This is a genomic window from Rossellomorea vietnamensis (assembly GCF_008180615.1).
Lineage (GTDB): Bacteria > Bacillota > Bacilli > Bacillales > Bacillaceae_B > Rossellomorea > Rossellomorea vietnamensis_D.
This window is the reverse complement of record NZ_VTEH01000004.1, coordinates 293796-307361: the sequence shown is the minus strand read 5'-3', so window position 1 is coordinate 307361 and position 13566 is coordinate 293796. Positions and strand designations below refer to the sequence as shown.

The window sequence follows — 13566 nt, the reverse complement described above, 5'->3', positions numbered from 1 at the left end:
TAGTTGCATTATTCTAACTTCTATATAATTATAAACATAAAGCGACTTTCATTTCTAACCATCTGCCTTACTCTCTCCTTATGATTACCCATTTCCAAAAGTGGTATAAACCAAAATGACTGGACACTTAGGAAAAATACTATGCTGGGAGGCTAAATTATGGGAACTCAAAGCAACCGTATCGAACGCAAAGATGTGCCAGAGGAACAAACATGGGATTTAAGTGATATCTTTCAAACAAGGGAAGACTGGGAAAAAGAATTGAAGGCAGTCCAAAACGATGTAGCAGAAGTAACAGAGTACAAAGGCCGCCTTCAGGAAAGCAGTACCTTGCTCCTTCGCTGCCTGGAAGCTAAAGAAGAACTACTGAAGCGCTTTAACCTGGCAGCCGCTTATGCTTCACTGAAACAGACAGTAGACCACACCGACACAACCAGCCAAAAAGATGCTGTACGAGTAGAAGAAGCAGGTTCGCGCATTAATGCTTCAACTGCTTTTGTAGAAACCGAAATAATCTCGCTGCCTAAAGAAACGCTGCATTCATTTATGGAAGAAGAAAAAGGTCTGCAGTCTTTCCATAAATACCTTAAAGACCTGCAGGACAAAAAGCCTCATACACTAGGTGAGGAAACCGAAGAGACACTTGCGGCATTGGGCTCCGTATTCTCGGCTCCTTACAATATCTATAACCGCGGGAAGCTTTCCGACATGCAGTTCGATTCTTTTACTGACGATGAAGGAAACGAGTTGCCGCTCTCCTTTGCTCTCTATGAGGGAAAATACAGTTCTTCCCCTTCAGCTACTGTGCGAAGAAATGCTTATGACTCGTTCGTTAAAACACTTCAACAATACAAAAATGCGTTCGCAGCCGCCTATGCAACGCAAGTCAACCAGGAGACCATTACGGCACGTCTCAGAAAATATGATTCAGTAACCGATATGCTTCTGGCACCGCAGCAGGTTACAAAAGAGATGTACAATAACCAGCTGGATATCATCCAAGAGGAACTCACCCCGCATATGAGACGATATGCAAAGCTGAAAAAGCAGGAACTCGGTTTGGAAAAACTTACTTTTGCAGACCTGCATGCGCCCCTTGATCCTGATTTCCAAATTGAAACCAGTTATGATAAAGGTGCAGAAACAGTAAAGGAAGCACTCAAAATCATGGGAGACGAGTACAACGAAATGATTGACAAAGCGCTGTCTGAAAGATGGATCGATTATGCCGACAATGTTGGAAAATCGACAGGTGCTTTCTGTTCAAGCCCTTATGGAGCTCATCCCTATGTACTTATGACTTGGCCGGATACAATGAGGGGAACATTCACGCTTGCCCATGAACTGGGGCATGCCGGGCACTTTTACCTGTCCGGAAAAAATCAGCGAATGACCAACACACGCCCTTCGCGTTACTTTATTGAGGCACCATCGACCATGAACGAAATGCTGCTGGGCCATCACCTGCTGTCTCAAGACAACGACAAACGCACCAAGCGCTGGGTTGTCCTGCAGCTGCTGGGCACTTACTTCCATAACTTCGTGACCCACCTGCTGGAAGGCGAATTACAGCGAAGAGTCTATAATTTGGCCGAAGATGGCGAGCCATTGACAGCCAGCGTCCTGTCTGAACAAAAGGCGGATATCCTCAAAAAGTTCTGGGGAGACACCGTGGAGATCGACGAGGGTGCCAGCTTGACATGGATGCGCCAGCCTCACTACTATATGGGGCTGTATCCATACACCTACTCAGCAGGCTTGACTGTCTCTACCCTGGTTTCCAAAAAAATTATCGAGGAAGGGAAACCTGCCGTCGACCGCTGGCTGGATGTCTTGAAATCAGGTGGAACATTAGAGCCGCTTGAGCTCATCAAGAAAGCAGGCATCGACATGACAAACCCGGACAACATCCGCGAAGCCGTGGCCTATGTAGGATCTCTTATTGATGAATTAGAAGAAAGTTACGAATAAGTTAGTTTGTCTGCCCCCCAGGCCTTGGCCTGGGGGTTTTGGTTTTCCTGCATGGGAATGAGATTGGGCTGTTACTTCAATTTTTGCGCTATCAACGAAAATAGCAGTTCTATCATCGAAAACTACTTGCCTATCAACGAAAATATAGGTTCTATCAACGATTACGGCTTCTCTATCAACGAATTTCCCCTTTCTATCAACGATCTTCGTTTTTTACTGAAAGATCAAACCTTAGTTTGCCCCCCAGCCTAGGCTGGGGCTTCTGGCTGTTTGCGTCTTAGAATGAAGCTGTCACTTTGCCTGACGATTGGCGCTATCAACGCAATTGGTGGGTCTATCAGCGAATTACACTGCTTTATAAACGAATTAAAGGTTCCTATCAACAATTTTTGCTCTTCTATCGACTAATTTTCCCTTTCTATCAACGATGACGGTTTGCTCACCTTCTAGTAGTGTATCTAAAGAATATACCCTCCACCGGCGTGTCCCTTGTGTAGGTAAGTTCAGTGAGGTAGCATCCGATTGATAGCTGCTCTTGAATTCACCATTAAAAAATCCCTGGCAGCTCTATTCGTTATCTTTGAGTCAATCAGCAGGGCGTAATCCCTCAAAGCAGAAACATGAGCATCCTTTGATTCCATACCGCAATGCTTACACACCCACTTTCCATGCTCTCTTTTACAAGGGAGGAAGCCACAGTCTGGACATTTTACACCCTTGATTAGATCAGCAGGCTGAACACCGTATTTTTCTTTCACATTTGTTTTACGGGATAATTATTTTTCACCAAGCTCTGAGCCAGTTCAAGCGCTTCATTTGCCCCAAGGTGTTCCCGCTTATATTTTTCATTGAGTGCTTCAATGTGAAATGGAAGTTGGCCGGTATGAATCACTTTTTTGTGGACGCTGTCCGAGGAAGATTGAAGAATGGTACGGGGGTTGCTGATGACAATAAGAGTCTCGATCGGCAGGTGAGATAACTCCATGCGGGCCAGCCACTTTTTCATCTGGATTCTATGTCTCTTGATTTGCAGCAAGGGGTCAGAGAAAGCCTCCTCTCCCTTTTCATTTCGTCTGATCAGTTGATTGAAGCCAGGGTCAAAATAAAGAGTACCAGCCATATTTTTCGCTTCCGCAAGGACAATGAATTTAGTATTAATAATGAGGGTATCAACTTGGAAATAATGAGTGCCGTCAAAAAGACGCAGGTTGTGGAGAATCAAAAAGTCATCTGAGGGGAGAAAGCTTAGAGGATAATTTAAGAACATTTCTCCTTTATAACCAGCCAAGCGTCTATCAAACTCCCGACAGACGGACTCCTTTGCCTTATGAGTGTCCAGAATCCTATCTAACAAGGCTTGGAGTACTACAATCTCTCTTGGCACAGTACGTTCTTTAATAATCATTGCATCACTCCTTTTGAACAATACATTCGACTCAAAGCTGTATTTCCCTTCAAAACCAAAAAAAGACACACAGGCTAAGCCCATGTGCCTTTCCCACACTTTTAAATGTAAATCAAATCTCTACAACTTCACCCTCTGCAGTCTTAACGCATTCAACACAACTGACACTGAACTGAAGGCCATTGCTGCACCTGCGAGCCAAGGTGCAAGAAGTCCAACAGCCGCTATCGGAATGCCCAATGTGTTATAGGCAAATGCCCAGAACAGGTTTTGCTTGATGTTGCGGATGGTTTTCTTACTCATGAAGATGGCATCCGCTATGCTGTTCAGGTTCCCGCGTATCAGGGTGATATCGGCTGCTTCCATGGCCACATCAGTACCTGTTCCAATCGCCATCCCGATATCAGCAACCGCCAATGCGGGAGCATCGTTGATTCCGTCTCCGACCATAGCCACTTTCTTGCCCTGCTTCTGAAGCTTTTTCACTTCCTCTGCTTTGCCTTCAGGGAGAACTTCTGCAATGACATTCTCGATGCCCGCTTCTTTTGCTATGGCTTCTGCGGTGCGCCGGTTGTCTCCTGTCATCATGATGACCTCAAGTCCCATGTCATTCAATCGGTTGACTGCTTCTTTTGAAGTGTTTTTAATTGTATCCGCAACGGCAATCAAACCGGCATACTGATTATCGATGCTTACTAGCATGGCTGTTTTTCCGCTGCTTTCCAAGTCGGTTTTCATTTGAAGGATAGCTTCATCCACGTCAATGGATTCACGATCCATCAGTTTCTTTGTCCCGATCAGCACTCGACGCTCATTCACAAGGGCTGAAACACCAAAGCCTGGAATGGCTTCAAAGTCTGCGTTAGTACTTGTGTCAATTCCTTTTTCTTTGATGCCCTCCACAATGGAGACGGCCAAGGGATGCTCGGACGGACGCTCGGCTGCTGCGACCAGTTCCATGAACTCCGTTTCATTCATATCCTCACGAGTCATCACATCCGTCAAAACAGGCTTGCCGTTCGTGACGGTCCCTGTTTTATCAAGAACAACCGTTGTGACGGTGTGTGCCGTTTCAAGATGCTCTCCATCTTTAAATAGAATTCCGAATTCTGCGGAACGCCCGGACCCAGCCATGATGGAAGTAGGAGTCGCGAGTCCCAGTGCACATGGACAGGCGATGACAAGTACAGCGATTAACTTCTCAAGACTTTCGGCAAAGTCGCCCGGAGTGATCCACAGGAACCATACTAAGAAAGTAATGACAGCAAGACCCACAACAATTGGCACAAATATACCTGATATCCGGTCTGCCATCCTTTGAATCGGCGCTTTTGATCCTTGTGCTTCTTCTACAACCTTGATGATTTGGGAAAGCGCGGTGTCTCTTCCTACTTTGACAGCTTTGATTTTTAAAAATCCATTTTTATTAATGGTAGAACCAATGACCTCATCTCCGGCTGTCTTGTCGACCGGCACGCTTTCTCCTGTAAGCATGGATTCATCGAGAGCGGAACGGCCCTCCAATACTTCTCCATCCACAGGCACCTTTTCACCGGGTTTTACAAAAACGATGTCCCCGGCAGCCACTTCCTCTAGTGGAATTTCAGTCTCTTCTCCATTTCGAAGGACAGTGGCCGTCTTTGCCTGAAGCCCCATCAGCTTTTTGATTGCTTCCGAGGATCTCCCTTTCGCCCGTGCTTCAAACAATTTACCAAGAATGATCAGCGTGATTAAAATCGCACTGGTTTCAAAGTAAAGTTCCGTCATTCCTTCGTTCGTCCCCAGCAATTCAATGGATAAATACACGCTGTAAAAATATGCGGCTGATGTTCCCAATGCAACCAGGACGTCCATATTCGCACTTTTATTTTTCAATGCTTTATATGCACCTGCATAAAATTGCTTTCCGACATAAAATTGCACTGGTGTTGCCAATGCGAACTGAACCCATGGATTCATCAGGAACTCTGGAAGATAAATGAATGAGGTGAATTCAAAATGGCTGACCATTGCCCAGAGAAGCGGCAGGGACAGAATCAGTGAAAGTATAAATTTCCGCTGCTGCTTATGGATTTCCTTCTCCCTGTAATCCGCTGTTTCTTCAGAATTTTTATCGGCAGCTTCCCGTGCGCCATATCCCAGCTTTTCAACTCTTTTAACCAGCTCGGCAGCTGAAATATGAGTTGGATTATATTCAACCGTTGCTTTTTCCAAAGCAAGATTCACGTTTGCTTTAGTGACGCCCTCTGTTTTGTTAAGCCCCTTTTCAATTCGGGCAGAGCAGGCTGCACAGGTCATTCCGGTAATGTCAAATTCAGCTTTCTCGGTAACGACACCATAACCCAGGTCCTCTATCTTCTTCTGAAGGACTTCTGGAGCAGCTGAAGAGGGATCAAATTTTACAGAAGCACGTTCTAAAGCAAAATTAACCGCTGCATCCTCGACGCCTTCCATCTTATTCAATCCTTTTTCAATTCTCGAAGCACAGGCAGCACAAGTCATTCCAGTCACCTTATAATTGACCTCTCGTGCGTTTTCACTCATTTCAAGTCCTCCTCTCATACCTATATGGGGTATATTTTTCATCAAAAGAAACGCGCCATGAAGGCACGTTTATTGAACATCATATCCTTGATCGTCAATGGTTTCTTTGATTGTTTTCACTGTTACTTCTTCAGAATTATACGTGACGTCCACTTGCCCTGAGTCCAAGTTTACTCCAACCGACTGGACCCCTTTCAGTTCACCAACACTGCCTTCTACTGCTTTGACACAGTGCCCGCATGACATTCCGCTGACATTCAGAGTGATTTTTTCCATGTTTATACATCTCCTTTATTTCTTCATTAGTTTTTGTATTGTCACAAGCACTTCATCCAGGACTTCTGTGTCGCCTTCCTGGATCCTCTCGAGCACACACGTTTTCATATGCCCTTCAAGAAGGAGTTTTGCGACGCTGTTCATCGCCGATTGTGTGGCTGAAATCTGGGTAATGACATCATCACAGTACGTATCATTTTCAATTAATCTTTTTATCCCGCGAATTTGTCCTTCAATGCGGTTCAACCTGGTAACCAGATTGCTTTTCACTTTATCTGAATGGTGACTTTTTCTTTCTTCATCTGATGAGCAACATGAATCGATTTCAATCATTTCTTCAGGGTTCGATACCATTGCGTCACCTCCTTATCGTCATATTACTATACCCCCCTATAGTATGTAAAGAGAATGAATTGTGATACTTATCATTGTTTTTCCCCCATTTTAAAAAAACCATAAATATGTACATGTATTTAACCGCCTGGCAGATAATAACCCTATATGTTAAAGCGTTCAGGAGGGCGATCTATGTCTGACCATTCAACAAAACTTACATCCGGTGAGTTAGCGACTTTATGGACTACCTACCAAAATGATACTTCTTCCCTATGTATGATTGAATATTTTTTAGAGAAGTGTGAGGATCCTAAAATCAAAGACCTTCTTCTTTTAACCCAGCAAGCTTCATTAGATCATGTTACCTTTTTAAAGAAGCTGTATGAGAAGGAGCAGATTCCCCAGCCTGCTGGTTTTACTCTTGAACAAGATGTTAATCCTGACACACCACGAATGTATGAGGATATTTTCTTTTTGATGTTCATGAGGCAAATGTCGAAAGTAGGAATGTTAACCTATAGCGGTGCCCTGTCTCTGGCGGTCCGTGAAGATATCATCAATTTCTATCAAGGGTGTTTAAGGTTCACCAGCGACTTATATCAAAAAACAACCGAAGCTACATTGGATATGGGCATCCTGGTCAGGTCTCCCTATATGCCTTATCCCAAAGGAATTGGTTTTGTCGAAGAAAAAAATTATTTCAGCGGCAGTTTAAATCCTTTCACTGAAAAGCGGCCTTTGAATGCTATTGAAATTTCACACCTATTTATGAATACTGAAACAAACCTGCTCGGAAACATGCTCACTACCAGCTTTGCTCAAATGGCTGAAACTCCTGATGTGAAGGATTTTATGGTGCGCGCCCAGCAGATTGCCCAGAAGCACATTAAAATTTTCGGCAAAACCCTGGTAGACAATGACATGCAGGCACCTATGTCTTGGGATACCAATGTACAGGACTCCACCACACCGGTCTTTTCCGAAAAACTGATGATGTTTACAGTTGTACTTGTGATGAATGCAGGAATCGGAAATTATGGCACTTCGGCTTCAGCAAGCATGAGATTTGATGTTGCCTCCAATTATCTGCGGATGGCTGTTGAAGCCGGCAGACTCGGAAAAAGCGGAGCCGACATTATGGTGAAATACGGCTGGCTGGAGGAGCCGCCCCAGTCTCCTGACCGCAAGAAGCTTGTGAGGGAAAATTAAATTAGAGACATATTCTTCTTATTCCATGAAGAGTATGTCTATTTTTATGTTAAGAGGGCTCTTTATGGGGGCCTGCAATTACCTAAATTCTATCCATGAGCACAGGAATCTACATGTCTTTTCACGCGCTATTGAGATTGACTCTGGATAGTGGGCCGCAAACCTCCTTCACCCACCTGCCATGCACCATGATCAGGCATCGTACCATTCAATCATACTTTGAATTTCATCGATTTGTTTATGAAAAAATGAATGTGGTAAACATTTTATATGCAGCTAGATCAATTTTCAAAAGGAGAGTGTTAGGTATGAATAAGAAAAATTTATTTCTATCAGTCCCTCTAGCAGCAGGAATTGCTCTGGCAGGCTGCAGTGATGAGGAAAGCCAAGAGGATACCACGATTATGGAAGAAGATAACTCGGAACAAACAGATGAGAACATGAATGATACAGAAAACAGCGAGGACAATACTGGAGATCCTGACGCAAGCATTGATGACGAAGGTTCAGACGAAGATAATGAAGGCATGTTGAATGAAGTACCTGAAGACCCTTATGGTGAAGGTACCGATGAGCCTGATCTTGATACAGATGAAGATGCAGAAGAATTTTAATAGAGCATTGAAATCAGATATATGAAACCCTTAAACAAAAAACACCGGCAGACCAGTTGTCCGCCGGTGCTTTTTGTTTAGGATCTTTTCTAGAATATCGCTGCTTTTAATTACGATACCTTCCTCCCTTTAACTTAAGGAGATTCGAACGGAAGATGTGCGATCTCCTGCGGGACTAGCAGGCGTCTAGTTCCAGCACTCAGCCCCTTGGGGTTATTTTCCTGTCGGGACTGACCAAGGTGCTTCCGCTTTTTATGACAGGTGAGACCCCAAATCTAGTTCCAGCACCCGGGGAGTCTTACAGCTGGATTGAAATCCATAACTTTTACTTAGCCACAATCTTTGTGAAAACAGCCTTTATTTATCTTCATTCAACTTTTATAAAAAACTCTTCAACATAAGGATTTTCAGGAGCTTCCACCACTTCGTAAACAGGATTGGTCAGTACGGGCATCATATATCCGTTAAAGTCGACTTTATCCACAATTCCGCTGACGTTCACCCAAGTGTCCGGCTCCAGGGAAGCCAGCTCCTCATCCTCTGTCAGCAGCCCATATACACCTGCATCAGCCACACAGCAAGTGACGGTGAAGCGGGAAATGACTGCTTGATTCTCTACAAAGCTTTCATCTTTATAAATGAATCCTGTCAGCTGGATTTCCTTCCCGACATAAGCATCAAGGTTTTCATCAATGATGCTCAGTGTTTGAATGAATTGTTCATCTCTTACGAAAATCTTATCTTTCCCTTGAACGATTTCCTTCAGTTTATCGAAATCCTTTTCGACCGGAAATTCTTCATAGTTTCCTAGTTGAGATACATTCTCCTGGGCTTCAGTGCCAGAGGAGTCCTCTTCCGCTTCCGTTACAGCTTTTTCTCCTGTAGAAGGAGGAGCCGTATACATGCCGCTTCCGATGTTTACCCCTCTTTTGGAGGCGATCGTGCTGTCCAGCAGATTATCCGGCAGCAAGAATCCCAATATTATCGGAACGACAAACAGACTGTAGATCAAGGTTGTTTTGAAGAAACCCCTTGGCAGTTCATGGGCTTCACACCCACAGCTGCTTGTCTCGCTTTTAGAAGACGTTCCCCTGATTATTTGGATTGCCCCAAGAAAAATGAATACACCTAAAGCGAAATACATATATCCATGCATCTTCTCCGCTACAAAATTCACCATATCAAATGTAAGGAACAGCTTCAGAATCAGCAGGGCGTATCCGATTAAGATGATGCCCCGCAAGTAGGTGTGAAATTGGACCGTTTTCATGATAACGCCTCCTTTTAGAACAGAATTTGAAACAGCAATGTGCAGACATAAACGACAACCGTTACGACTCCGATAAACAAGAGTACAAAACGTTTCTTAAAGTATGCCAGCATTAACAAGGTATTTTTGAAGTCGATCATCGGGCCGTATACCAGGAATGCGAGGAGAGAGCCTGATGTAAAGATGCTTCCGAATGAAGACGCAACGAACGCATCCGCTTCTGAGCAAAGCGAGACCACATAAGCAAAGACCATCATGACTGCCGGTCCAAATATTTCATTTGACCCTACTGCGTTCAATATTTCCCTGTCCAAGAAGGTTTGAAATCCTGCCGCAATGAGGGCACCGATAATCAAATATTTTCCCATATCGAAGAATTCATCACTTGCATGGACAATCGTTTCCAAGATTTTATTTGATCCCTGATGATGTTCGTGATGATGGTGATGATGTCCTTCTTTTTTCTCAACACGCAGTGGATCTTTCTTTCCAAAAAGCTTATAGAGCAGAGCTCCTATCAACAGTGCCGCGACAGCAGCAATCCCCATGCGCCCGAACACAATCGTGAGGTTATTTTGAAACGCATAGTATGTAGAAGCAAGCACGATCGGATTAAGAATGGGTGCCGTCACCATGATGACCATCGCCAAGTGGGCCGGAACACCTTTTTTGATCAGCCGCCGGGCTACCGGCACGATTGCACATTCACAGATCGGCAGCAAAGCCCCTACAAAAACCGCAGGAAAGAGGGCAAGATACGGAAATCTCTTTGGGACAAGTTTTTGCAGCATATTTTCTGAAACAAACACCTGGATGATTGCTGAAGCAAACACCCCGATTAAGATGAACGGTACAGCCTCAAGCAATATACTTAAGAATATGGTCACCATATTGGTAAAACTGGAGTTCTCCATCACATCCGGTAAAAATGGTGTGAGTCTGTCTCCCGCCAAAAACAGTCCAATAAAAAGAATAAAAAGCAAGATACCAAGGAGTTCCTGACTCCACGTCCGCATAGTATTCATGTAAAATCTCCTAACAATCGTAATCATTTCGCTTTATATTATATACTATGCTTGTCCTCTAAATCTATGATAATTTCAATTTTTACTAAGAGTTTATATTCAGAATGAAGCACACTGTTTGACCTTTCTCATAAAATCCCTTATAATGAATTCCTGTGTCCCAGTAGCTCAGCAGGATAGAGCAACAGCCTCCTAAGCTGTAGGTCGCAAGTTCGACTCTTGCCTGGGACGTTAATTAAAAGAGCGAGGAACCCTTATAAGAAAGGGATTTCTCGCTCTTTTTTATTTTGCTTCTTTTAGATGAATTCTAATGGGTGGTTCTGGTAGTGGATCCTCATCCAGAAATTTTAATGTGAGATGTATAAAGGCCCAGTAAAAGGGCCTACTCTTAAATTCTAGGATGGTAACAATGAAAAATGACCTTTTATACCAAGTTTTCTATAAAAATTTAAGCGATGAAAAAGCTATGGAACTGTTTGATAAAACGGTAGAAGAGTTTCATGAAAGCTTGCTTGAGAATGATATAGCTAGCGAACTAAAATTGAGTCAAGAGGAGTATACAGCTATTGTTGTTTGGTCTGTTGATATTGAAGCCTTGGCTAATTTTCGTTATTTCGGGTGGCCAAATAGCTGTATTAAATGTTCTAAAAGCCTAAATGTCAAGGAAGATGGTTGGAAGCTTGATGATGAGAATAATATAAGATGTGTCACATGTTAACTTCGCAAAGAGGCTGGGACAAAACTAGCTTTTTTTATCTTCTCGTGTAAATTCATCTGTAGATTAATTGTTGGCAATGAATTTTCTCAAATTCAATCATTTCATTTTCGACCTTCGATTTTCCTCGTACGGAAAATCGAGTGAAACGCAAATTAGCTTTCAACAATCCATAACTGGCTCCACATCGACCTTGCGTTTTCGATAGACGGCTCCAGTTTTCTAAATTAACCTTTCTTTTTATACTTCTTTCTACAAAATATTGTATTTTATTGTAAAAAATATACCATGACATAAACTTGTTTCACTTTTTGAATATTTAATTTTTAATAAAGTTCAAAAAAGATAGGTCAGTTGTAAAATTAACAAAATGCATAGTTTTACAACGCCTACCTTTTCAACTATTAATATTATTACTCTCTTTAATGTCTTCAGCCTCGTTTTTTATATCATGATTAGGATCTTCAAGTAAATTCCTTAATGCTTTAAGTAGTAACTCTTGGGTTGTAAAGTCTGCCTCAGCTAATACCTCCTCTGCATTATTTCTCAAAATACTTACCACAACTTCCCTAACCATGGAGTTAGGATGAGTCGACAGTTCAAGCGCTTTAGTCAAATACCATTTCATATCCAAGTTCTCAGCATACTGAAAACTTAATAATACCTCTTCTATAAGTGCATAATCTATTCCTGAAAATATCTTGTCCGCTTCTTCTTGAGACCATTCCATCTCTAGTTCATCATCAGTAAAGGCAGTGGTAGAAAGATTCTTTAGGAAGCTATCAAAACTGTTTGCCACTTTAACTAATTTATTTGATTCTTGCTCAATATAGATTACACTCGGAGTATTTGCTGAGTAATCTAAGGCAAACCAATAATTCCCTTCGCCACTAAAAATAAGAAGATTTTCGGCTAAACCCCACTCTTTAACAATACTAGGGCTGTCTAATATCCCTGGACTTCCTGCACCATAAATATGATCTATACCTATACATTCTGGATTTCCTTTTTCAATTAAAACTGAATTAACGTTTAAATAGCCGCCATTCTGTTGTAAAACTAATTCTTTATAACTCTCAGGGAGATTCTTCTTTATTTCTTTTTCAATACGATGGATTTCCTCTTGACCGATTTCAGGTAATCGATAAATATCTTCTGTTTCTTCTGACCAAATTTTCATCTAATTCTGCCTCCCATTACAAATATCCTTATTACTTAACATCCATTAAGGTAATCTATGGCAGTGCCTCAAATAGAATTTTCTGCAAACACCTGGTGTTTGTCGATTTAATTACAGATAAGAAAATTACTATTGTTGGTTTTAACTTAATAACAACCCTATCCTCGGGTGGAAAAACTCATCCTCTACGCTCAATTAAAATCGATAATATTCAAAATAGCAATCCGTTCATGCTGATTTAATTTAACAAGGGTTATCCATCTTATCCAGAACGATCCAAACCCAGCAGGACCGACTCCTAAGCTGCAGGTCGCAAGTTCGACTCTTGCCTGGGACGTTAATGTAAAAGAGCGGAGATTCCTTATTTCAAGGATTCTCCGCTCTTTTCTTTTGCTGCTTCTCAATTGCTCCCATTCCTTCAAGAAGGATTTTGGCATCACTATTTAAAAATCCCAGGGTCTCTTTCTTAAGCAGCAATTCTTTTTTATTCTTCACCGTCATTTTTAATCCTTGAACATCAAACCTGAGAGCATAGGTATTCATAGCATGAATGGCTGCCATTTCCGTTCTGTTGAGAGGCTTTTCTCCATTATTCTTTCTATCTCTCAAAAAATCCAGCAGTTCCCGTGCATTCCTATTCAAAAGCTGTTTATTCTCATATAAGAGATCGAGATTGCTCTCGATATACTTCCTAGTACTGACTAAGTCCAATTTATCACTTTCCTCGTTAATCTTTAAGGCTAGTTCTTTCAGCTTCATTGTGGACCTCCTCATTGGCTTACCTTTTTTATCGGGTTTGGATTAAAACTATAAAGATGACATATGCACTATTTCTTTTTGTAATGCTGTTTTCGCAAAGAGTGTGTTTCCGCTCCAGACGCAATACTCCACGGGCTGATTTACCTGCGTTCCCCTCGAATACTATGGTTTTTCTCTCTAATTGGAGGCAGCTGCTCTTTTCTTTCTTCCCAAGATAAATTCGATGAATTAAGGCGTTATCTTACGAAATTTATATCAAATA

The 13566-nt window shown here is 42.3% G+C and carries 12 protein-coding genes, 1 tRNA gene and 1 pseudogene; 5 read left to right on the top strand and 9 right to left on the bottom strand.

What is annotated here, in order from left to right:
- Positions 1–159: 159 nt before the first annotated feature.
- Complete coding sequence (pepF, locus tag FZC79_RS08545; RefSeq protein ID WP_148946381.1) at positions 160–1971, top strand: oligoendopeptidase F; 1812 nt, start codon at positions 160–162, stop codon at positions 1969–1971.
- 754 nt (positions 1972–2725) lie between these two features.
- Here pepF and FZC79_RS08540 read toward each other — a convergent pair.
- The 4 genes from FZC79_RS08540 to FZC79_RS08525 all read right to left on the bottom strand — a co-directional run bounded on the left by FZC79_RS08540 (position 2726) and on the right by FZC79_RS08525 (position 6550).
- Positions 2726–3376 (bottom strand): nuclease-related domain-containing protein, encoded by a 651-nt coding sequence (locus FZC79_RS08540; RefSeq protein ID WP_187442696.1) that lies wholly within the window; start codon positions 3374–3376, stop codon positions 2726–2728.
- Between the two features lie 120 nt (positions 3377–3496).
- Complete coding sequence (locus tag FZC79_RS08535) at positions 3497–5920, bottom strand: heavy metal translocating P-type ATPase (RefSeq protein WP_148946379.1); 2424 nt, start codon at positions 5918–5920, stop codon at positions 3497–3499.
- A 69-nt stretch (positions 5921–5989) separates the two neighbouring features.
- Complete coding sequence (gene copZ / locus FZC79_RS08530) at positions 5990–6196, bottom strand: copper chaperone CopZ (RefSeq protein WP_148946378.1); 207 nt, start codon at positions 6194–6196, stop codon at positions 5990–5992.
- A gap of 15 nt (positions 6197–6211) precedes the next feature.
- A complete protein-coding gene (locus FZC79_RS08525; RefSeq protein ID WP_148946377.1) occupies positions 6212–6550 on the bottom strand; it encodes a metal-sensitive transcriptional regulator in 339 nt (112 codons plus the stop codon).
- A 174-nt stretch (positions 6551–6724) separates the two neighbouring features.
- Here FZC79_RS08525 and FZC79_RS08520 point away from each other — a divergent pair, with 174 nt between their 5' ends.
- Positions 6725–7741, top strand: a complete 1017-nt coding sequence (locus FZC79_RS08520; protein WP_252183286.1) for a DUF3231 family protein — start codon at positions 6725–6727, stop codon at positions 7739–7741.
- A gap of 308 nt (positions 7742–8049) precedes the next feature.
- Positions 8050–8355 carry a hypothetical protein gene (locus FZC79_RS08515; RefSeq protein ID WP_148946375.1) on the top strand — a complete coding sequence of 102 codons (306 nt, stop codon included), beginning with the start codon at positions 8050–8052 and terminating at the stop codon, positions 8353–8355.
- Between the two features lie 367 nt (positions 8356–8722).
- On the opposite strand, the gene FZC79_RS08510 is transcribed toward FZC79_RS08515, so the two are convergent.
- The gene (locus tag FZC79_RS08510) at positions 8723–9625 is read right to left on the bottom strand and encodes a TIGR03943 family putative permease subunit (protein WP_148946374.1); all 903 of its coding nucleotides are present in this window, start codon (positions 9623–9625) and stop codon (positions 8723–8725) included.
- A gap of 14 nt (positions 9626–9639) precedes the next feature.
- Positions 9640–10650, bottom strand: a complete 1011-nt coding sequence (locus tag FZC79_RS08505) for a permease (RefSeq protein WP_148946373.1) — start codon at positions 10648–10650, stop codon at positions 9640–9642.
- A gap of 157 nt (positions 10651–10807) precedes the next feature.
- On the opposite strand from FZC79_RS08505, the gene FZC79_RS08500 reads away from it, so the two are divergent.
- Positions 10808–10881: transfer RNA gene (locus tag FZC79_RS08500), tRNA-Arg, on the top strand.
- Positions 10882–11059: 178 nt separating this feature from the next.
- On the top strand, positions 11060–11368 hold the full coding sequence (locus FZC79_RS08495; RefSeq protein ID WP_148946372.1) for a hypothetical protein: 309 nt from the start codon (positions 11060–11062) through the stop codon (positions 11366–11368).
- A gap of 52 nt (positions 11369–11420) precedes the next feature.
- Here FZC79_RS08495 and FZC79_RS23035 read toward each other — a convergent pair.
- From FZC79_RS23035 to FZC79_RS08485, 3 genes and pseudogenes are all read right to left on the bottom strand, one after another.
- Positions 11421–11587, bottom strand: a pseudogene (locus tag FZC79_RS23035) (transposase); the annotation flags it as partial.
- Positions 11588–11762: 175 nt separating this feature from the next.
- Positions 11763–12545 (bottom strand): SMI1/KNR4 family protein, encoded by a 783-nt coding sequence (locus FZC79_RS08490; RefSeq protein ID WP_148946371.1) that lies wholly within the window; start codon positions 12543–12545, stop codon positions 11763–11765.
- A gap of 366 nt (positions 12546–12911) precedes the next feature.
- On the bottom strand, positions 12912–13304 hold the full coding sequence (locus FZC79_RS08485) for a hypothetical protein (protein ID WP_148946370.1): 393 nt from the start codon (positions 13302–13304) through the stop codon (positions 12912–12914).
- Positions 13305–13566 lie beyond the last annotated feature (262 nt).